The 20635-nt window shown below is 29.2% G+C and carries 20 protein-coding genes; 2 read left to right on the top strand and 18 right to left on the bottom strand.

Annotation, left to right across the window (positions count from 1 at the left end; translation table 11 throughout):
* Positions 1 to 343: 343 nt before the first annotated feature.
* The 10 genes from FVE77_RS04720 to FVE77_RS04675 form a co-directional block, all read right to left on the bottom strand.
* Positions 344 to 913, bottom strand: a complete 570-nt coding sequence (locus FVE77_RS04720; RefSeq protein WP_026746581.1) for a GNAT family N-acetyltransferase — start codon at positions 911 to 913, stop codon at positions 344 to 346.
* A gap of 143 nt (positions 914 to 1056) precedes the next feature.
* Positions 1057 to 1728: a uracil-DNA glycosylase gene (locus FVE77_RS04715; RefSeq protein WP_026746582.1), complete on the bottom strand. Its 672-nt coding sequence runs from the start codon at positions 1726 to 1728 to the stop codon at positions 1057 to 1059.
* Positions 1729 to 1783: 55 nt separating this feature from the next.
* A complete protein-coding gene (locus FVE77_RS04710; RefSeq protein WP_026746583.1) occupies positions 1784 to 2620 on the bottom strand; it encodes an energy-coupling factor transporter transmembrane component T family protein in 837 nt (278 codons plus the stop codon).
* Entirely contained in the window at positions 2621 to 4333 is a 1713-nt protein-coding gene (locus FVE77_RS04705; protein WP_026746584.1) for an ABC transporter ATP-binding protein, read from the bottom strand.
* Positions 4334 to 4483: 150 nt separating this feature from the next.
* Positions 4484 to 5026 (bottom strand): ECF-type riboflavin transporter substrate-binding protein, encoded by a 543-nt coding sequence (locus FVE77_RS04700; protein WP_018449748.1) that lies wholly within the window; start codon positions 5024 to 5026, stop codon positions 4484 to 4486.
* A gap of 111 nt (positions 5027 to 5137) precedes the next feature.
* The gene (locus FVE77_RS04695; protein ID WP_026746585.1) at positions 5138 to 5623 is read right to left on the bottom strand and encodes a deoxycytidylate deaminase; all 486 of its coding nucleotides are present in this window, start codon (positions 5621 to 5623) and stop codon (positions 5138 to 5140) included.
* Between the two features lie 3 nt (positions 5624 to 5626).
* On the bottom strand, positions 5627 to 6139 hold the full coding sequence (locus FVE77_RS04690) for a hypothetical protein (RefSeq protein WP_026746586.1): 513 nt from the start codon (positions 6137 to 6139) through the stop codon (positions 5627 to 5629).
* Between the two features lie 9 nt (positions 6140 to 6148).
* Positions 6149 to 7465 carry an AAA family ATPase gene (locus tag FVE77_RS04685; RefSeq protein ID WP_026746587.1) on the bottom strand — a complete coding sequence of 439 codons (1317 nt, stop codon included), beginning with the start codon at positions 7463 to 7465 and terminating at the stop codon, positions 6149 to 6151.
* 85 nt (positions 7466 to 7550) lie between these two features.
* A complete protein-coding gene (gene xseA, locus FVE77_RS04680) occupies positions 7551 to 8891 on the bottom strand; it encodes an exodeoxyribonuclease VII large subunit (protein ID WP_026746588.1) in 1341 nt (446 codons plus the stop codon).
* Positions 8892 to 9147: 256 nt separating this feature from the next.
* On the bottom strand, positions 9148 to 9867 hold the full coding sequence (locus FVE77_RS04675; protein ID WP_036088105.1) for a helix-turn-helix transcriptional regulator: 720 nt from the start codon (positions 9865 to 9867) through the stop codon (positions 9148 to 9150).
* A gap of 87 nt (positions 9868 to 9954) precedes the next feature.
* Between FVE77_RS04675 and FVE77_RS04670 the strand changes: the two genes are divergently transcribed.
* Positions 9955 to 10377 (top strand): pyridoxamine 5'-phosphate oxidase family protein, encoded by a 423-nt coding sequence (locus FVE77_RS04670; RefSeq protein ID WP_026746589.1) that lies wholly within the window; start codon positions 9955 to 9957, stop codon positions 10375 to 10377.
* Positions 10378 to 10502: 125 nt separating this feature from the next.
* On the opposite strand, the gene FVE77_RS04665 is transcribed toward FVE77_RS04670, so the two are convergent.
* Positions 10503 to 12272, bottom strand: coding sequence for an AAA family ATPase (locus tag FVE77_RS04665; RefSeq protein ID WP_026746590.1), 1770 nt, complete (start codon positions 12270 to 12272; stop codon positions 10503 to 10505).
* Positions 12273 to 12532: 260 nt separating this feature from the next.
* Here FVE77_RS04665 and FVE77_RS04660 point away from each other — a divergent pair, with 260 nt between their 5' ends.
* Complete coding sequence (locus tag FVE77_RS04660) at positions 12533 to 13264, top strand: hypothetical protein (RefSeq protein ID WP_026746591.1); 732 nt, start codon at positions 12533 to 12535, stop codon at positions 13262 to 13264.
* Here FVE77_RS04660 and FVE77_RS04655 read toward each other — a convergent pair.
* From FVE77_RS04655 to fabF, 7 genes are all read right to left on the bottom strand, one after another.
* Entirely contained in the window at positions 13253 to 13582 is a 330-nt protein-coding gene (locus FVE77_RS04655; protein ID WP_026746592.1) for a hypothetical protein, read from the bottom strand. The two genes, FVE77_RS04660 and FVE77_RS04655, sit on opposite strands and share 12 nt — an antisense overlap.
* Before the next feature lie 239 nt (positions 13583 to 13821).
* Entirely contained in the window at positions 13822 to 14730 is a 909-nt protein-coding gene (locus FVE77_RS04650) for a DUF1385 domain-containing protein (protein WP_021743985.1), read from the bottom strand.
* Positions 14731 to 14790: 60 nt separating this feature from the next.
* Positions 14791 to 15864: a DNA integrity scanning diadenylate cyclase DisA gene (gene disA, locus FVE77_RS04645; protein ID WP_026746593.1), complete on the bottom strand. Its 1074-nt coding sequence runs from the start codon at positions 15862 to 15864 to the stop codon at positions 14791 to 14793.
* A gap of 33 nt (positions 15865 to 15897) precedes the next feature.
* Positions 15898 to 17262: a DNA repair protein RadA gene (radA, locus tag FVE77_RS04640; protein ID WP_026746594.1), complete on the bottom strand. Its 1365-nt coding sequence runs from the start codon at positions 17260 to 17262 to the stop codon at positions 15898 to 15900.
* Between the two features lie 118 nt (positions 17263 to 17380).
* On the bottom strand, positions 17381 to 17884 hold the full coding sequence (coaD, locus tag FVE77_RS04635) for a pantetheine-phosphate adenylyltransferase (protein ID WP_026746595.1): 504 nt from the start codon (positions 17882 to 17884) through the stop codon (positions 17381 to 17383).
* 15 nt (positions 17885 to 17899) lie between these two features.
* Complete coding sequence (rnc, locus tag FVE77_RS04630; RefSeq protein WP_026746596.1) at positions 17900 to 18613, bottom strand: ribonuclease III; 714 nt, start codon at positions 18611 to 18613, stop codon at positions 17900 to 17902.
* Positions 18614 to 18710: 97 nt separating this feature from the next.
* Positions 18711 to 19943 (bottom strand): beta-ketoacyl-ACP synthase II, encoded by a 1233-nt coding sequence (gene fabF / locus FVE77_RS04625; protein ID WP_026746597.1) that lies wholly within the window; start codon positions 19941 to 19943, stop codon positions 18711 to 18713.
* Positions 19944 to 20635 lie beyond the last annotated feature (692 nt).

The raw sequence follows: 20635 nt of genomic DNA, 5'->3' as shown, positions 1-20635 counted from the left end.
GATATTATTCTAATCTTAAAATATTTAATTTTTATTTTTTATTATCCTAATTAATGATTTCTTATTAATATTTATTTTTTTATTTCTTTTAATATCTTTTCTTTTTTTTTAACGTAAAGGATATCAATCGCCATCTCCTTTACAATCCCAGCTTATCTAAGTATTTTTTGAAAACAAAATCGAAACTCGCTACGTGCAACTTCGCTCAAACAATTGATTTCATTTCCAAAAAATCACGACATTTTAATTTAATCACAAACTGTTATTTTGATTAAAAATTATCAAGCAAACTATTGTTAATGAAAAAATAATCTAAAATTTAAAAAGTCTTTTATTTGAATACTTAAAATAATTTATGTGGTATTTTTATTATTTTCTCATAGGCAATTCTCTTTTCCCCAACATCAGGCTCTCTATCCAAATAAATCACACCGCAGTAGCTGAATCCATTCTTTTCAAGAAATCTCTTCATTGGTTCATTGTTTTCATGTGTATCTGCTTTTATACTGAGCATTTTGTTTTTTATGCACTCTTTTTCCGAAAATTCTAATATCTTTGTTGCAATCCCTTTATTCTTTATTTCAGAATCAACTGCCAGCCTGTGAATTACAATATAATCATCATTTGTTATCCATTTTCCTTCAATTTTAGAATATGGCTCTTCCTTTTTAGGCGACAATACAATAGTTCCGATAATTTTTTTAGAAATCTGATTTTCGGATTTATCATTCTTTTCGGAAATTTCTTCTAAAACATAACTAATCCCATTTTTCACATCATTTTCAATAACTTTTCGATCTGGATATCCATTTTGCCATTGATCTAAACCAAGTTTCCTTAGTTCAATTTTTGCTTTTTCGATGATTTCCAAAATTCTCTCCACATCATCAAAAGTTGATTTTCTAAAATTCACAAAAACTCCTCCCTTTCATAAAATTTAAATAATCATTTTAAAAAATTCTGTAGAATCTTGTTGATACGGTAATTTTATATTTTTAATATAAGAGAACTTGACTCATATAGCAATGTTGCTTAATTTTTATAGTTTTTTTATTTTTATATTTGCCAGTCAATTTCCTCTTTCCCTAGTTCTTTCAAAATATCATTAACTTTCTTAAAGTGTCCACAGCCAAAAAATCCACGGCTTGCAGATAATGGGCTTGGATGAACACTTTCCAAAATATAGTGTCTATTTGTATCAATAAAGGCTTTCTTGCTTTTGGCATTATTTCCCCAAAGTATGAAAATTATTGGCTCTTCACGTTCATTCAAATATTTTATCACATTATCTGTAAAAATCTCCCAGCCTATTTTTGAATGTGAGTTGGCATTTCCAGCAACTACAGTAAGTGCCGTATTTAAAAGCAATACTCCCTGTTTTGCCCATTTTTCAAGAAATCCATTTTTACTCATTTTATACCCAAATTCATTTTCAATTTCTTTATAAATATTTTTTAGGGAAGGTGGCAAGGCAACTCCCTGCTTTACAGAAAATGCCATTCCATGTGCCTGATTTTCACCATGATACGGATCCTGTCCTAGAATTACAACTTTGCAGTCCTTATAACTAGTTAGCTTAAATGCAGAAAAAATCTCATTTTTATCAGGATAAATTGTTTTTGTCTTATATTCTTTCACTAAAAATTTTCTCAAATCCAAATAGTAATCTTTTTCAAATTCTTTTTCTTTTTTAAAAATTTCATCCCAGTCATTTCCGATATTAACCATTTTCCCATCATTCCTCTCCTTAAAAATTCAAATCTTATTTCACAGTCAAATCTTCCTAATTTACAAAAGGATTATAAAATCTTCCACCATTTATTTTTATAAGTACAATTGAAATAATTACAAATATTGCTGTTACAACGATTGCTATGATATCTGGCATTTTCATTTTTCTTGCCTGATACCACGTTCTCTTTTTTCTTTTTCCAAATCCTCTTAAAATCATTGCATTGCTTATAATATCTATTTTTTCAATGCTTGAAAATATTAACGGCATTAATGTATAGGATATATTTTTTATTCTTGTTATTAATTTTACATTTTTGGAAATATCTATTCCTTTTGCCTGCTGTGCCTTGCTAATTGTAACAAAGTCCTCTTGCACAGTTGGAATATATCTTAGTGCAATTGAAACTGCATAAGAAAATTTGTACGGCACACCTATCCTGTTTAATGAAGACGCAAACTCGCTTGGATTTGTTGTAATTATAAACAGCAAAGCGACAGGAATAACCGAAAAATACTTGACAAATATATTAAACTCATAAAACAGCTGTTCCTTTGTTATTACATAATTTCCAAAAATTTTCAAAATATCATGCCTTGTTCCATAAATTTTTGTTCCTTCAAGCGGAGAAAATAAAAAAATCATAATTAAATTTAATACAAGAAAAATAGTAATTAGATAAAATACAATTTTTATTTCATTAAACTTTATTTTGGAAATTCTGAAAAGTACAAATCCTAAAAATGTCAAAATTAAAAGAAGCCTCGTATCGTAAGTAAACATAATCGCAACAGTCCACAATATGAAACAAATCAGTTTTGCCGCTCCATTTAGTCTATGAATCACAGAATCCTTTTCGATATATTCCAGTAAAAATGTACCTGCCATCTAATCACCCGCCTTTTTCTGCTCTTTTTCATAATGCACAAATGTTCTTATAAGCTCTTCCGAATTTATCCCAGCCTTTTCCGCCACATAGTGAAGTGAAGTTTCCTTCAAATTTGCCTGTTCCAACACATTCCTATCTGCCAAAATCTGTGCTGGATTTCCTGATTTTATAATTTTACCTTCATTAAAAACGTATGCCTTGTCAGTATACTCTAACATCAAATGCATATCATGCGTTATAAATAAAATTGTAATCCCTAATTCATTCAGCTGTTTCAAAAATTCCATTATTTCCCTGTAATGAAATAAATCCTGCCCTGCTGTCGGCTCATCCACTATTATCATCTCAGGCTGTAATACAAGGACAGATGCTATTGTAACCCTTTTTTTCTGCCCATAGCTAAGTGCTTTTATAGGCCATTTTCTAAATGGCTTTAATTTACATATTTCCAGAATTTCAATAACTCTTTTTTCTATTTCATCTTCTGAAACTCCTCTAGTTTTTAGACCTAATGCTACTTCATCAAAAACTGTAACTTTTGAAATCATTGCATTCGGATTTTGCAGTACAAAACCTATTTTTTCAGCCCTTTTTGTTATATTTTCATCACTTATATCTAAATTTTTATAGTAAATCTTTCCTTCATCCTGCTTTTCAAATCCTGCGATAACCTTTGACAGCGTCGATTTTCCCGCTCCATTTGAACCAACTATGCTTATCATTTCACCTTTTTTTACATCTATATCTATATTTTTTAATATTTTTCTTTTCTCATTGTATGAAAATGATATATTTTCAAGTTTTAATAATGTTTCTTCAGATTTTTCCCTTGCCTTGGGAGAATTATATTTTATCCAGTTTAAAATGCCGTCTTTTGATTCAGAAAAGTCAATCTTTTCAATATTAGAAATACTGCTATATTTCTCAAGGTTGACATTACTGTATTTTAGCAAGGAAATATACAAAGGCTCTCTTATGTTCATACTGCTTAGCAAATTTCCAGTTAAAATATTATCTGGTCTATCGTCAGCAATAATTCTGCCTTCATTCACAACAATAATCCTGTCAATTCCCCTGTGCAGCACATCTTCAAGCCTATGCTCTATAATTATTGTAGTTAGTTTTTTATTATTATGAAGTTCGTCTATCAGTTCAATAGCGTATTTTCCACTCAAAGGATCAAGATTTGCAAGCGGTTCATCATATAGAACAATGTTGGTATCCTCCACCATTATTCCAGCAAGTGACACTTTCTGCTTCTGTCCCCCAGATAAATCATGTGGCTTCAAGTCAAGCAGTGTTTCAATTTTTACAAATTTTGCTATTTCCTTTACCTTCTCTTTCATAATCTGTGTCTTTACTTCATCATTTTCCAGAGCAAACGCTATATCTTCCGCAACAGTAAGCCCCACAAACTGTGCATCCGAATCCTGAAGAACAGTTCCCACATATTTAGAATGTTCAAATACTTCCTTACACTTTTTCCCATAAATCTCAAACTTTCCTGTTATTTCCCCCTTGTAAAAATAAGGAACAAGTCCATTTATACAATGTCCCAAAGTGCTTTTTCCCGAGCCTGACGGCCCTATTATAACGACTTTCTCCCCTTCATAAATTTTCAAATTTATATTATGTAATGTAGGTTCCGACTGACTTTCATATTTAAATGTAAAATTTTCAAAATTTACAGCAATTTTTCTATTTTCTTCCAAATTCTCCTCCCTTCAAGTTAGGAATATATTTTCATTTAAATTTATTCAGTAATCTAAATTGTAAATTTTTATTTTATAAAGTTTAAACAAAATACCCGCCTAATCTTCTCACAGCCATCAAAGCTACTTGAAAAATGCGGGTTATTTAAATTATTCCTGTTTTAAGCTTCCTTTGCTTACTATTGTTTTTGAAAATGCAAATATTAAAATTGTACCTAAAATTGCTACAACTATCATATTTCCAAGTGCCGCTGTAACTCCTTGTGCAAATGCTTTCGCCTGTGGTTCCTTATATATTGCAATATCAATAATTGGAGCTAAAACTACCCAGCTTATCAAACTTATAATTACTTCTCCCACTATAAATTTTACAATTTTTGCTCCATTAAAATTCTCAATTTTAACAATTTTTCCTAAAAATCCAGTTGCCAGCCCAAAAAATGCCGCCGCTGCAACCCAGCTGAACCACACACTTCCGTATCCCGAAATATCATTAAGCGTATGCCCAATAAATCCAATCCCCAGACCAACTGCAGGTCCATATATAAATGCCATCAACGCCACAAAAGCAAAAGTCACTTGCAATGTCGTATTCGGAATTGGTGTCGGAATTGCTACAAATCTTGATAATACAATATAAATCGCTGCACCGATTCCCATTGCTACCACTTTTTTAATTGTTGTTGCTTCCATTAGTCTCACCTCTTTTAAAATTTTCAAAAGTTTAAATACATTATATACTAATATTACTTTTTTCTCAACTAAAAATAACAATACTTTTTCATAAATTTTATTAAATTATATTTAATCTTTAAACTGGATATTTATCGCTTTTTTGTCAATTTCAAGATGTATCGTTTCTACCTGCGCATTTTCAAAAATCCTTCTTGAAGCCTTTGTAGAATCAAGCGACTTGTGCTTATCGGAAAAATATATTACCTTTTTTATTCCTGACTGCACGATTGCTTTTGCACATTCATTGCATGGAAAGTGTGTTACATAAATAGTACAGTTCTTCAATGATTTTATACTGTTAAGGATAGCGTTCAGTTCAGCATGCACAACATAGGGGTATTTCGTTTCCAAAAACTCCCCTTCTTTACCCCAAGGCATACTGTCATCAGAACTTCCCATCGGAAATCCGTTATATCCAATTCCTATTATTTTCTTATCTTCGTCAATAATACATGCTCCCACCTGTGTAGACGGATCTTTGCTTCTCATTCCAGACAAAAACGCAATTCCCATAAAATATTCATCCCATGATAAATAGTTATCTCTTTTAGACATTCTTCATACCCCACTTTCTAAAATATCCAATATTTTAAAAATATTACTTCCAATACTTACATTTTCAAGTTCTTCAATCCTTAAATATTTTTCAATTGATTCTTTCATTATAAATTTTTCAGCGATTTTAACTTTTTCCTTTTTATTTTTAGACTTATTATCAATTTTTAAAATCATTTCGATATTTTCATTATTTTTTATTAATTTATATTTATTTTTTTGAACAAATTTCTTTATATCAACTAAAAATATTCTGTCTTTCTCATTATTTCTACATTTATCTAAGTCAATAACATAGATAATCTCGTAATCAGAATCTCTATTTTGATTTTTAAATTTATCTATTTTCTGATTAATTTGTTTATCTTTTTTATTATAATTATATTTCCCGTCAAGAATAATCCATTCTAATTTAATTTCTTTTTTCAATTTTTCAGATTTCACATAATACTTGATAATTTTATCAACATATATTTTATCTGAATTTCCCTCAACCAAAAACAGCCACAGTTTCATAATTCCCCCTTAATTCTCCTCTTCAAACGTATTAAATATCTCAAAAAAATCATAATATTCAATATTATATGGCATATTGGGTAACATTCCCTCCAAATACTGCTTTCTTGGAGAATAATTTCCATTTTTTATCCAAGGCTTTATTTCCTGATATTCAGTCATAAAATCTATCGAATTTTTATATTTTTTTAAAGTATCCAAAATACTTGTATTATGAGCTGTAAACGTAAACTGTCCTTTCCCATTTTCAGCAAAAAACTCAATTAACCTATTCAAATATAAATCATGAATACTCATATCTATTTCATCAACAAACACAATTCCACCATTATTAACTGTATCTAAAACATCAAATAATCTAAACAGTGACTTCATTCCCATACTTTCATATTCAAAATTTATTTTGTAATCCTTGTAGTTGAAAACATATTCAATTTCATAATAATTTTCATCAAAATCTTTCTTTTCAAACTCTATTTTTTTTAGTTCAGGATTAAATAATTTTAAAAATCTTTCTTTTCTTTTTAAATTTTTATTCAAATTTTCAATTTCTTCTTTTGTTTTAGATAAGATATTTCTCTTTTTAGCTTCTTGATTTACATAATCAATATATATTTTATCAAGCCAATTTTGATTTTTAAAATTGATATAAATCATTTTATAATGACTATCTTCCAAATGAGTAAAGACATTAATTTTTGAATACATTACATATAAATATATAACTCCAAATTTTTCAGATTTTAATTCATTTGTTTCATATTTTTCAATATTTTTTTCAACATCATCAATAACCAGTTTTATTATACTTTTTCTATCCAGCAAATTCATTGATAACTTTTCTATTTCATCTAAATTTTTAAAATAATTTGACTTCTCTTTGTTTATCTTTCCATTTTCTATAATTAATGTTTTTAATATCTCTTTTCTATCTAGCTTTTTTTTATTTATTATTTCTTTTGTAATAATAATTTTCCCATTTTCTATTTTCAAACTTATTGAATGTTCAAAAATATGTTTTTTATTATTTTTATCAACAACTAAAAATTCAGCAGACAAATAACACTCTTTAAGTTTTTTACTTATTATTTCATTTAACAAACTACTTTTTAAAATCAAATAGTCACTGTCTAATACAATATTTCTTAAAATTTCAATTCCTTTTATAACAGCAGTTTTCCCAATTCCATTCCTTCCAAAAATTCCTTTAACATTATAATTTTCCCTATTAAAATTGCGAATATCCTGCTTATAAAAACTAATTTCAATTGTTTTTTCAATATTTTTTATTCCATTTAATCTAAATTCTAAAAGATAAAATTCCATCCTAAACCACTCCTTTTAAAAAATATATATTTTGTATATTTTAATACAAAAGGTTGAAAAAATCAATATTTTTCTTTAATAATAATTACTTAACAACCACTTTCTTCTTAACATCTGAAAACTCTATCTCCAGCTTATCTTCCTTGCTAAGTTCAATCCCTCTCTTAACAATCTTCCCATTTTTTCGAGTTATTGTATAACCTTGTTTCAAAATATCACTTACTGAATATTTTGAAAGCTGTGCCTTTTTATATTTGAGTTCCTTTTTTCGATTCTCAAAAAATTCCAGTATTATTTGATTAAGCTCCGCTGATTTTTTCTTCAAATTTTCTTTTTCACTTAAAATTATTTTTTGCAAATTAATTCTGTCAAATCTCTGTTTTCGATAATCCAGCTGTTCTCGTGATTTTTGTACAATTCTTCTAAGTTCTCTTGATAATTTCTGTTCCTTTTCCATCAAGTCAAATTTTTTATTATCCAGAATATTTGCAAAATTCTTTATATAATAATTATTTTTTCTGTATTCCAGCTCTTTTTTCATCATTGCAACCCTGTTTAAAAGTAATTTACTCAAAAGATTCTTTTTACTTTCCAGTTCATCTGTTAATTTATCTTTTTCAGGAATCAAGATTTCTGCTGCCTGAGTTGGTGTAGCCGCCCGTTTATCAGCGACTAAGTCTGAAAGAAGATTATCAATTTCATGTCCTACCGCCGAAATTACGGGAATTTCAGACTTATAAATAGCTTCTATCACAGCTTCCTCATTAAATGCCCACAAATCCTCAATACTTCCTCCACCACGTCCAACAATAAGCGTATCTATTTCAAGGTACTTTTCTTCGTTCATTCTATTAAAAAACTCAATTCCTGCCGAAACTTCCCTTGCTGCCCCTTCTCCCTGAACCTTTGCTGGGTAAAGGTAAATATTCACATTTGGAAATCTTTTATGCGTTGTATTTATAATATCCCTGATTGCTGCTCCTGTATCAGCTGTTACAACACCGATATTTATAGGTAATTTAGGTAATCGTTTTTTTATTTCATCAGAAAAATATCCCTTTTCAAAATACAACTTTTTAAGCATTTCCATTTTCTCATAAAGCAGCCCAAGAGAATTACTTTTTTCAAGAAAATCCGCTACAATCTGATAACTTCCATTTGCTTCATAAAGCGTAACGCTACCTCGAATTTTTACTAAATCCCCTTCCTTTAAGTCTTCAGGCACTCCTCTATATTTATAACGAAAAATAGCACATTTCACACTTGCACTTGCATCTTTTAACGTAAAATACAAATGTCCCGAACGATAATACGTAATATTAGAAAGTTCCCCTTCAATAAAAATGTTCTTAAAAGTATTTGTCCCCTCTAAAAACATTTTAACTTCCCTATTTATATCACTTACGGAAAATACTGTCTGTTCCATAATTTCACCCATTTCTTACATTTTTTGTTCTTTAATAATAACATATTTCATATCTTTTCTCAACTGATGAAATTTTTTTACACAATTAATTTAAATATTTTCTAAAATTTTTATAATATATGCTAAAATCTATTTTAAATTAAGCTACTAAAATTATATAAATTTAAAGTTTAAGTAAAATAGTCATAACTTTTGAACTCAATTTTAAAACTACCTTACCATATATAATTACAAAACTATGATACTTTACTTAAAACTATATTTCAAGCTCAAAATTTATCATATTGCAATTATGAATTTTATACATATCTGAATTTAAATTAACAAACTTTTGAAAAGATATTGATTCAAATTTATCATCTTCTGCTAAGTAGATAATTTTATCACATTGAAAATTTTTAATTTCCCTATCTTCAAAATCATATCCCGAAGCAAGCCACTGTCCATAAGCAGATGATATTTTGAAAAACTGAACAAAATAATATTTCTCTTTCTTTTCTTCTTTATACAAAATTTTACAAACTTTTTCTTCTATTGAATTTTCAAGAATTTTCTTTAAAAGCGGACTTTCCTTTTGATGCTTTGAAACTTCAAAATTTAATATTGCCTCCATTTTATTAATTTCTTCCATTTGCTTTTGTGGAAGACAGCTTTTAAATTTTTCTTTCAATTTTTCAATATCTAAATGAAAAGGTGTTGTTTTATAGCCTTTTAACGTAAGCATAGTGAAGTATAACGCATATATTTCATTTACATTAAACAAAACAGGAGAGAGCAGTTTATTTTTTAAAATTTTATACCTTCCATTTCTCCCGCTGAAAGAATAAATTGGCATTCCAATTTCCTCAAGAGATCTTATGTCTCTTAAAGCTGTATTTTTTGAAATATTGTATTTTTCCATAATATCTTTTAAATTAAAAGTCTCTTTATTATTAAGATATATCATCATATCATTAATTCGCTCTGATTTTTTCATTTTTCTCCCAATTTTTTTATTTTAATAGTACCATATTTTGATACTATTTTGAAGTATAATTCAAAATATAAATTTAAGGAGGAAATTATGGATATAACAAATAACTTTTTAGAAATTATGGAAAAAACTACTGATATGGCAATAGCTTCTTCAGACTCAAGTAATCAGCCTAATGTAAGAATTGTAAGATTTTATTATAATTCAGATGAGAAAATTTTATATTTTTTAACACTAAAGAATAGTCAAAAAACAGTAGAATTTGAACAAAATAACAAAGTAGCTTTTACAACAATTCCTATAGATGGTCTAAAACACATTAAAGCTAAAGGAATTATAAGAAAAAGCCAAAAATCTGTTCAAGACTTAAAAAACAAATTTATAAAAAAAATACCAGAAGTAAAAAAGAATATTGATGAAGGAGAAAACTTTATGGAATTATATGAAGTATCTTTTACAAAAGCAACTGTTACTCTTGATGTTAAAAATACTAAGGAATTTGAGATTTTATAATCAATCATAAAATAAGTTTAAAATCTATGATTATTTTTCAAATTTCTATTTTATTTAGTTTTCTAAAAACCGATTTGAATATAAGTTAAAAGGGTATCACTCAGCATACCCTTTTTTATAATAAATCATTCTTCCTCTACTACAACCTCCACATCCTTTTTCCTAAATCCCATCCCAATTTTCACAATTTCTTTATAACCTTCATATTTTAACCCTTCAGAATAATTCCTGTCATTTATTTGTTTCAAGGCGCTTTTTGCAGTTCTTTTCAAATTTTTGCTATCTTTTGCTCTTGAATACTTAAATTCAAATATAAATGCTTTTTTAGTTTTATTTTTTGGCTTCAATACCAAATCAGGAATTCCATCTCCACTTTCTACATTTGATTTTACGAAATAATTTTCTGACATTATTGAGACTAACCCAATTACAAACAGATGATAAGAATTTTCTTCCTTCAAGTCTCTAAAACTTATCGCATTTTTTAAAAGTTCCCTTATTTCCAATCTGAATTTTTCATAATTTCCATTAATCAAATGCTCTCCAAGTCCATAAAATCTGTAATGTCCCCGATAAGTTCTATACAAAAATCTGATTCTGAAAAAATCAAATAGTTCCTCATTTGGAATTTTCAAGTCGTAAACGTTTCTTTCAAGCTTCTTTTCGATGGTTAAATATCCACTGTGAAGGAAAAACTGCCAAATATTCGCATACCCAAAATCATTCACAAAATAATCCCGTTCAATTTCATAATTTTTGCCATTTTCCCTAACTTCAAATCCGTAATTATTTTTATTCAAGTTCAAGGCATAATCTATATCCTGAAACGTCACAAAATCATAAATTTCCTTTCTTATGCTCTTATGGCTAAGCAGTTCCTCCAGTTCAAAAATAATTTTCTCGTCTGAATTTTCCAAATAGTTCATAATTTCATCATTACTTGAAGTATTTACCCAATGGGCTTTTAAATCCCTGTATTTCAAAAAATTAATAATTGACCACGGATTGTATACATTTATATCTCCAAACAAATAACCATTATACCATTTTTTTATTTCATCCAGTTCAGCGTCTAAATTATAATGTTTCAGAGCTTTTTCAACATCATTTTCCAAGATTCCAAAATATTCATTATATTTTTTTTCTAATATGGTATGAACTTCCAAATTATTAAGTCCAGAAAAAATTCCTTCCTTAGCAATCCTTAAAACTCCTGTAATTACTGTGATTTCTGCATAATCATTTCCTTTTAATGCATTTTCAAAGAAAGTCTTGAAAAAATTTATCACATCATTATAATACCCATTAGCATGTGCTTTTATTATTGGCTTATCGTATTCATCAATTAATAAAACGACTTTCTTTCCATAGTATTCAAATAAATATCTTGATAAGTTTGACAAGGCACGGCTGTAATTACCTTCCTTTTTTTTTAGCCATATATTATCAAAATCCATTAAATCGCTTTTTTCTAGTTTTTCCCGCAAAAATCTGAATTCATTGTACAAGGATTTTATTTCCTCTTTTATACTGTTAAAACCATTTTCCCAGTTTTTTTCCTCAAAATCCTTAAAACTGATAAAAATAACTGGATTCTGTCCTTGTCTATCAAAATATTCACTTTTAGAAATTTCTAAATTTTCGAAAAGTTTCTTATTTTCATCTTTATTCTTCACATCAAAAAAATATTTCAGCATCGACATATTTAGGGATTTCCCAAACCGGCGTGGTCTTGTAAACAAAATTCTTGTCGTTCCACTTTCCAGAATTTCTTTAATTAGCCCAGTTTTATCAAAATAATAGTAATTATTTTGTATCATCACTTCAAAATTGTCAATTCCAACTGGCAAATTTTTCTTTTTTTCCACTTTCTCATTTTTTCCCTTTTTAATCATATCCCCTCAATTCCTCTCTTTTTTATTTATTATTAATCACATTATATTTATATTTTTTCTAAAAGTCAAATATATTTATTTAATTTTTTTATTCTAATTTTTGAAAAATTTGCATATAATTGAGATAAACTTGATTTTAAAATAATTTTACGATAAAATAATTATAATTTGAACTTTTTTAAAAGGTATCAAATCCAAAATTTAGAATATATAATCATAGATTTTAAATTAATCTTACTATGAAAAAAGGAGAATTTTTTATGAAAAAAAATATTTTAATTTTACTCGCTTTAACAATATTAAGTTGTCAAAAAGATAAAAACGATAAAGAAAGAATTGAACAAAAAAATGTTACTGAAAATCAGCAGGAAATAACTAAAAATGAAGATGTAAAAATAGAAGCTTTTGAAAGCAAGAGTAAATTCTTTTGGGATTATTTCAAGGAAAATGAAGATAAAATTTATAATTTCGATAAACTTTCAAAGGATGAGCAACAGAAAATCTGGCGACAGATTCATATAAGATTAAGTGTTATAAATGAAGCTTTGGGAGTTGAAATATCAGCTGTTCCAAAAAATGGAAAACGAGAATTAATAATAACAGCAAATGGTCTTGTTGACTTATTTCCCGCTGTGAGAAAATTAGCCGCAAATGCACCAAAAATGGAAAAATGGATTGTAAAACCTTTTAAACAGCGAATGAAGAAAGTTAGGATAAGAATGTCAAGCGGAATAGATATGTCTTCTGACGACCTTTATTTTAAAATAGACAGTAAAAAAGAGAAAATATTAAACATTTCAGTTTATATGAAAGGATATGAAAAAATACCTGCAAACAGAAGAAGAGAAATCTTATATCAACTGCTTGATGGCATTCTAGGAGAAGAAGACGTGGAAACTTATCTTGGGGCTATTGAAGACAGTGATAAAAAAGATGATTCCTATATAAATTCAGATAGGCTGATTGAAGAAGTTGATAAATTAAAAAAATAATATTACCTTCAATATAATATTTATAAAGGGCATCCTTTTGAATGCCCTTGCTAACACATTAATAAATATAAAATAAATTGTAAAACAACACTCTAATCCTGCGTATATTTCAAGATTTTCAAAATCCAATGTTCCATCTGTTATTCCTATTCCATCGCTATATTCTACAGCCTGATTTTTGTATTTTACATATTTTATAAATTTTTCATCTATTTTATTATATGTTGGTGTTTTCTCTGAAGTAAACACAAGTTTAGCAGCCTTAACATTTAATGAAGCAATCAAGATAGTTAAACTTGCGATTGTTTTTCTGTTCAATGTTATCTCCTTAAAATTTATTTTTACAGAATTTATAAAGTTTATAAACTCTTATTAATATGGTATTCTTTAACTTCAAACTTTCTCAATTTCTGATTCCTTCTATACGAATACTGTTATTATTAACTTCTCGCAACTCTTTCTTTCTAATTTTATATTTATAAAATTAACAAGTAAATTTAATGTATACAAAAAGACTGGAAAATCCAGCCTTATCCAAAATAATTTTATCCAAATTTCTATTCAAAAACTTCCGTCGCATTCGTTACTTCATTCCCCAACGCCACATTCAAAGCCACAATCGCCACTTCCAGCTGGCTTTCATCAGGTTCACTTGTAGTAATTTTTTGTAGCCACATTCCTGGAACAGCTATTATTTTTGCAAAAACATTATCCAAATGATAACTTGTCCAACGCTGTATTTCATAAGAAAGTCCAGCAACAAATGGTACAAACAGTATTCTTGTTACTAATTTATAAAGAAGCATTGTAAAATGTCCAGTTGGAACTTTAAAAAATAAATCAACTGTTGAAAATACTAAAATACTTATAAACATTACAAGTAAAAGAAAGCTTGTACCACATCTTGGATGAAATCTTGTACATTCTTTTGCATTTTTTGGTGTTAATTCCTTTTCCATTTCGTAATTCATAATACTTTTATGTTCTGCCCCATGATATTCAAAAACTCGTTGTATATCCTTCAAAAACGAAATTCCATAAATATACCCCAAGAAAAGAATTAATTTTATCACAGCCTCAACAATATTGGCTTTTAAAACATTATCTTTAAAGAAAAAACCTCCAACAGCAGATGGCAGCCACATAAATACGGCAATTCCTAATAAAACCGATGTCATAACAGTAAACCCAACCTGTTTATCTGTCAATTTCTCCTCTTCCAGTCCAGCCTGATTTGATGCAAAAATAAGTTCTTTCGTCCCAACTACCATTGCATCATAAAGTGCTATAACTCCCCTAACAAAAGGTACTTTTAACCATTTATTATTTTTCTCAGTAAGTGTTATTTTTTTATAAACAATACTTCCATCCTGCTTACGAACAGCTGTTGCAATCGCTTTAGGCCCTCTCATCATAACCCCTTCCACAACAGCCTGTCCTCCAACAGTCACTCTTTTATCTTTCATTTTTACCTACTTTCTTAATTTTTTCTATTTTTATAATTTTTCTTAATTTCGATTAATATTTTATTCCCTGTCAATTACAGTTCTATTTTTTATACGTTTTAGTGATTTATTAATGTGTTCAGCCTTATATTTACTAACTCCTTTTATTTTAGCAATATCTGAAGCTGTTGACATCAAGATTGAATGAACGTTTGAAAATTCCTTTACAAGAATTTCTCTATCCTTTTTGCTTATTTTTGTTATATTGCTCAAAAGTCCATAACCACGTGGCTCTATCTTTTCATCAAAATTTATAATATTTGTATCAAATCCAAGTAAACACACGATTTTTTCATCATCCAGCAATTCCTCTTTCGTTAAGGATTTCACTCTTAAACCAATTTTTTCCGCTGTTTCCTCGCTTATTTTATAGTCTTTTATAAGAGCATCAAAACTTTCGTTTTTATTTAACATTATTTCTTCATACTGAATTTTTATAAGCCGTCCTTCGCTTCCAAGCTCTGCCATATATTCAATCAATTCTTCCGACATTCTGAAAAGCAGCCCATACATTCTCACACATTCTACAATATCATAAAGTGTTACCATGTTGTCAAACTCAAGAATTGACAAATTCACATGATTTTTTTCAATCGCAAGAGAATATTTTTCAAGGGCTGTTATTGCTTGTGAAGATTTTGTCAGTAAATCTCCAATTTCATTTAGTAAATATCTGAATTTACCATAATATACCGTTATTTTATTTCTTCTCTCAGAAACTGCTACAACTAAATTTCCTTTTTGCTGAGCGATTCTGTGTGCTGCCTGATGTCTTGTTCCACTTTCATCTGTTTCTATGGAATAATTCGGCTGTAATTGGATATTTGCTCCATAAATTGTTTTTATATCCTCTGACAAAATAATCCCACCATCCATTTTGGACAGTTCATAAACTTTTTGTGGTGAGTATACTGTATTTAGCTCAAATCCACCACCCATCACATCTTTCAAATTATTTGGATTTCCCAATACAATTAATGCCCCAAGCTTTGCTTCCTGAATTTTGTCTACCGCTTCTCTCAAAGCTGTTCCTGGTGCTATTCTCTCAAATATGTGTTCCAATATTTTCTTCTTATTCACTACCTTTTTTAACATTTTCTTATCCTTTCGCCTTTTTGCTCTATTGGCTTACCTTATCCTCTCGACAAGTTCACTTATATTGCTTATATAGTTAAGCTTTATTTTTGTTTTTGTTTTTTCTTTTTCAAAATCAGCCTGATGGCTCTTTGGTAAGTACACTCCTGCAAATCCGAGTTTTTCCAGTTCATTTACTCTATTTTTGATAAATGAAACTTTTCTCACTTCGCCCCGTAATCCAAGCTCTCCAATAGCAGCTATTTTTTGACTTATCGGTATGCCTTTTATTGAAGATAAAAGCGAGAAAACTACAGCTAAATCAGAACTCCTGTCATTCAAGTCAATTCCACCTGGAATATTAATATAAATATCTTTAGAGTTTACATCCACCTTTAATGAACGAGATAAAACTGCACTTAATATTTCGACACGATTTTTATCATATCCTTCAACTGTTCTTCTAGGCATCCCAAAATTTGGTGTTCCTAGTAACGACTGCACTTCAAATAAAAATACACGGCTTCCTTCAAAAATTGGTACAATAATACTTCCAATATTTTTTTCATCTCTATCGCTTATAAAAAATTCAGATGGATTTTTCACTTCACTAATTCCATTTTCTTTCATATCAAAAATTGAAATTTCATTTGTGGATCCATAACGATTTTTTATAGAACGGATAATCCTGTAGTAATTATTTTCTTCCCCTTCAATTTGCAATACTGCATCTACCATATGTTCCAATAGTTTTGGTCCCGCTAGTTTCCCATCCTTTGTAACATGTCCCACAATATAAAATGCAATTTCATTTTTTTTAGCAATTTCAATGATTTTTAAAGTTGTTTCACGAATTTGAGTTACACTTCCAGGAATGGAATTAACATTTTCTGAATAAAGTGTCTGAATTGAATCAATTACCACGACTTTAGGCTTATCTTTCAAAATTACACTTTCGATTTTTTCAATGTTTGTGTCATTCAAAATATACAAATTTTCACTTTTTACATTGACACGTTCTGCACGCTGCTTTATTTGTCGTGGCGATTCTTCCCCAGAAACATAGAATACATTTCCAATTTTTGCATATTCCTGCGATAATTGAAGCAAAAAAGTTGATTTTCCGATTCCAGGACTTCCCGTAATCAGTACAACTTCCCCTTTTATAAGTCCGCCTCCTAAAACCCTGTCAAATTCTTCAAATGGAGTTACCATTCGAAATTCCTTTTCAATTTCAATATCCGTTATCTTACTAATTGAAACATCTCCTGATTCTACATTTCTAAAAGTACTCTTTATATCAATTTCTTCTTCAAAAGTTCCCCATGAATCGCAGTTAGGACATTTTCCAAGCCATTTTAATGAACTATAACCACATTCTGAGCATATATATTTTACCTTTGTTTTTTTTACAGCCATTTTAAGTTCCTCTTTTATCGTTTCTTATTCATATTACCAAATTTTTTTAACAAAATTATGTTTTTTTCCTTTTTATTAACTGTGAAATTTAGTAATTTAGCAAGGTATTTAAAATTATTTAGTCTTTTTGTAATTCTTCAACTTTTTTAATTAAACGCTTTTCTACATTTTCTGTAACAAAAAAATGTAAATCACCTTTATTTAATGCGACTTCCTTCACAAGACTTGAACTCAAGTATAAATATTCCCTTGAAGCCGTTAAAAACACTGTTTCAAATTCACTTTTTGAAAGTGTTTTATTTGTAAGCGTAAATTGTAACTCGTATTCATAATCCGATAAAGCACGAAGCCCTCTTATTAAAATATTTACCTTTTCTTCATACATAAAATCAACTAGCAATCCGTTAAAAATCTTTATTTCAGCATCAACATCTTCTTTTTTCAAGATTTCTTCTATCATCTCAACTTTTTCTTCATCTGAAAACCAGGCTTTTGATTTTGTAGAATTTTTAAAAATTCCTATTATTAACTTATCAAATAAATGTGAAGAACGTTTTATAATATCAATATGTCCCTTCGTTATTGGATCAAAACTCCCTGGATATAACGCCACTTTTTCCATATTGTTCTCCTATTTTTACTGCTTTTGTTTTTTTAATTTTGCTAATGCCTCTTTTGCCGCATGTTTTTCAGCTTCCTTTTTACTTTTCCCTGTTCCTACTCCGTAACTTTTATCATTCCAGCTTACAGAAATTTCAAAAACTTTATCGTGGTCAGGACCTTTTGTACTAAGCAGCTTATATTCTGGCATTTTCCTATATTTTCCTTGAACAAATTCCTGTAAAACCGTCTTATAATCACCAGTTCCTTCTATTTCTTCAAGTTTATTTATTTTTCCAAGCAGTAATTTCAATGCCACATTTTTCGCAGTATAATAATCTGAATCTTTAAAAATCGCACCAATCAAAGCCTCAAAGGCATCACCTAAAATAGACCTTCTATTTCTACCGCCAGACATAATTTCGCCATTGCTCAAATACAAATATTCTCCTAGTTCAATATCGCTTGCAATAGTAGAAAATACAGGTTCACTTATAATTTGGCTTTTTAGTTTTGCAAGTTCACCTTCCGTCTTTTTTTCATAAAGTTCATAAATATATTCTGTTGTTATAAGATTTAGAACTGCATCTCCTAGAAATTCCAGTTTTTCATTGTTAAATCTTCTATCTTTTTCCGTTTCATTAGAATACGATCTATGTGTCAACGCCTCTTCTAAATATTCCTCATTTTTAAATTCATATCCTATTTTCTGCATCAATTCCTTAGCATCCCTATTTGCACCCGTTTCCATGTTTTCACCTCCTTCATTTTTATTATTTATTTTTTACGCTTTAATTAAGGGGAAAATCAATGTTTATTCTCCCCCTAGTTATTTCAAAATATTTTTATTATTTATATTTTCTAAATGCTAGAACCGCATTATGTCCACCAAATCCCAGCGAGCTTGACATTCCTACTTCAATATCTCTTTCCACAGGCTTATTCGGTACATAATCCAAATCACATAATGGATCTGGATTCTCATAATTTATAGTTGGAGGCATAATTCCTTCTGAAATTGCAAGCGCCAAGAACGCCGCTTCAATTCCTCCTGCTCCACCTAATAAATGCCCAGTCGCACCTTTTGTAGAACTTACAGAAAGTTTGTATGCATGTTCTCCAAATGCTGTTTTTATTGCCTGAGTTTCATTTTTATCATTAGCAGGTGTAGATGTTCCGTGCGCATTAATGTATCCAACTTCTTCGGGTTTGATATTTCCTTGCTCTAAAGCCATTTTAAAAGCTCTTGCGGCACCTTCTCCACCGTCAGATGGCGCTGTCATGTGAAAAGCATCTCCTGTTTCCCCATATCCAACAACTTCTGCATAAATTTTTGCCCCACGTTTTTTAGCGTGTTCCAACTCTTCCAGCACTAGCACTCCAGCACCTTCCCCAAGTACAAATCCATCTCTATCAGCTGTAAATGGACGTGATGCAGTTTTTGGATCTGGATTAGTTGACAATGCTTTCAAGTTTGCAAATCCCGCTATTCCTGATGGAGTTACTGTTGCTTCTGTTCCTCCAGCTACCATTGCGTCAGCCTTTCCTAACAAGATTGCCTGAAAAGCATCTCCAATTGAATTTGTTCCTGAAGCACAAGCTGTAACAACAGTCTTATTAGGTCCTTTTGCGCCTATATAAATTGAAGTATTTCCAGAAGCCATATTCAAAATTGCCGCTGGAATATAAAATGGCGATACTCTCTTAGGCCCTCTTGTAACAAGTTTTTCCACTTCCTGCTCAATTACATCCAGCCCACCTATTCCTGAACCAATAATTACTCCTATTCTATCCGCATTTTCTTCAGTAATTTCCAATTTCGCATCTTCCAACGCTTCTTTAGAAGCCGCAATCGCAAATTGTGAAAATCTGGCTATTTTTTTCAATTCTTTTTTTTCAATGTAATTTTCAGGCACAAAATCCTTCACTTCTGCCGCAATATGCACTGAATGCTCCGAAGTGTCAAACTGCGTAATCTTGTCAATTCCACATTCTCCAGCCAGCAAATTTTTCCAAGCCTTATTTTTTCCAGTTCCTAATGGTGTTACCAGTCCTATTCCTGTAATAACTACTCTTCTCATTAATACACCTCTCATCTTTTATTTTTTTTATTTTAAATATATTTAATTTATTGAGATAATATTTTAATTTTTCCCTTATATTATTTATTTTAAGCAGAGGTATCAAACGCCATACCTCTGCACTCCCGCTTTACGCAAAATTTCTTATAAAAGAAAAATAGAACTCGCTTTTGAATATAGATTATTTTTAATTTAAATAACTTTATCCAATTTAAAATTTACTGCAAAAGCTCAAACAGCTATTTTTCTTCTAACGAAATTTTGCTTATTGTTTGTTTTAGTTAAATTAACTGTTTTAATTAAACTAAAAATGTCGTGATTTTTTGGAAATAAAATCGACTAAACACATTTATGTGTTTTTTTCGCCATAACTTCTATAATAAATTCATTTGATAGAATTAAATTCACTCTGTAATTTGCGAAAGTGAGCGTAGTTTTACATAGCGAGTTTCGATTTTGTTTTCAAAAAATACTTAGACAAGCTGGGTTTGCAAAGGGGATAGCGACTGTTCCCCTTTGCTTAAAAAAAAGAAAAAACATAAATATTATAAAAAAAGTATTTATTAATAGTAATCTTGTTTTTATAAAAATTACAAACAACTACTTATTTATTTTATTATTTTAAATAATAACTTTTTTACAATAAGATTATTTTAACATTTTTTCATTTTTTTTTCAATAAAAAAGGGGGA

The sequence above is a fragment of the Leptotrichia hofstadii genome, assembly GCF_007990525.1.
Taxonomy (GTDB): domain Bacteria; phylum Fusobacteriota; class Fusobacteriia; order Fusobacteriales; family Leptotrichiaceae; genus Leptotrichia; species Leptotrichia hofstadii.
This window is presented reverse-complemented; position numbering and strand designations above follow the sequence as displayed.

What these genes read in the sequence shown, in the direction of transcription:
- FVE77_RS04715 (WP_026746582.1), bottom strand. Translation starts at nt 1,728, where the DNA reads ATGGTTAATATCGGAAATGACTGGGATGAAATTTTTAAAAAAGAAAAA.
- FVE77_RS04710 (WP_026746583.1), bottom strand. Translation starts at nt 2,620, where the DNA reads ATGGCAGGTACATTTTTACTGGAATATATCGAAAAGGATTCTGTGATT.
- FVE77_RS04700 (WP_018449748.1), bottom strand. Translation starts at nt 5,026, where the DNA reads ATGGAAGCAACAACAATTAAAAAAGTGGTAGCAATGGGAATCGGTGCA.
- FVE77_RS04695 (WP_026746585.1), bottom strand. Translation starts at nt 5,623, where the DNA reads ATGTCTAAAAGAGATAACTATTTATCATGGGATGAATATTTTATGGGA.
- FVE77_RS04690 (WP_026746586.1), bottom strand. Translation starts at nt 6,139, where the DNA reads ATGAAACTGTGGCTGTTTTTGGTTGAGGGAAATTCAGATAAAATATAT.
- FVE77_RS04685 (WP_026746587.1), bottom strand. Translation starts at nt 7,465, where the DNA reads ATGGAATTTTATCTTTTAGAATTTAGATTAAATGGAATAAAAAATATT.
- xseA (WP_026746588.1), bottom strand. Translation starts at nt 8,891, where the DNA reads ATGGAACAGACAGTATTTTCCGTAAGTGATATAAATAGGGAAGTTAAA.
- FVE77_RS04675 (WP_036088105.1), bottom strand. Translation starts at nt 9,867, where the DNA reads ATGAAAAAATCAGAGCGAATTAATGATATGATGATATATCTTAATAAT.
- FVE77_RS04670 (WP_026746589.1), top strand. Translation starts at nt 9,955, where the DNA reads ATGGATATAACAAATAACTTTTTAGAAATTATGGAAAAAACTACTGAT.
- FVE77_RS04665 (WP_026746590.1), bottom strand. Translation starts at nt 12,272, where the DNA reads ATGATTAAAAAGGGAAAAAATGAGAAAGTGGAAAAAAAGAAAAATTTG.
- FVE77_RS04660 (WP_026746591.1), top strand. Translation starts at nt 12,533, where the DNA reads ATGAAAAAAAATATTTTAATTTTACTCGCTTTAACAATATTAAGTTGT.
- FVE77_RS04650 (WP_021743985.1), bottom strand. Translation starts at nt 14,730, where the DNA reads ATGAAAGATAAAAGAGTGACTGTTGGAGGACAGGCTGTTGTGGAAGGG.
- disA (WP_026746593.1), bottom strand. Translation starts at nt 15,864, where the DNA reads ATGTTAAAAAAGGTAGTGAATAAGAAGAAAATATTGGAACACATATTT.
- radA (WP_026746594.1), bottom strand. Translation starts at nt 17,262, where the DNA reads ATGGCTGTAAAAAAAACAAAGGTAAAATATATATGCTCAGAATGTGGT.
- coaD (WP_026746595.1), bottom strand. Translation starts at nt 17,884, where the DNA reads ATGGAAAAAGTGGCGTTATATCCAGGGAGTTTTGATCCAATAACGAAG.
- rnc (WP_026746596.1), bottom strand. Translation starts at nt 18,613, where the DNA reads ATGGAAACGGGTGCAAATAGGGATGCTAAGGAATTGATGCAGAAAATA.
- fabF (WP_026746597.1), bottom strand. Translation starts at nt 19,943, where the DNA reads ATGAGAAGAGTAGTTATTACAGGAATAGGACTGGTAACACCATTAGGA.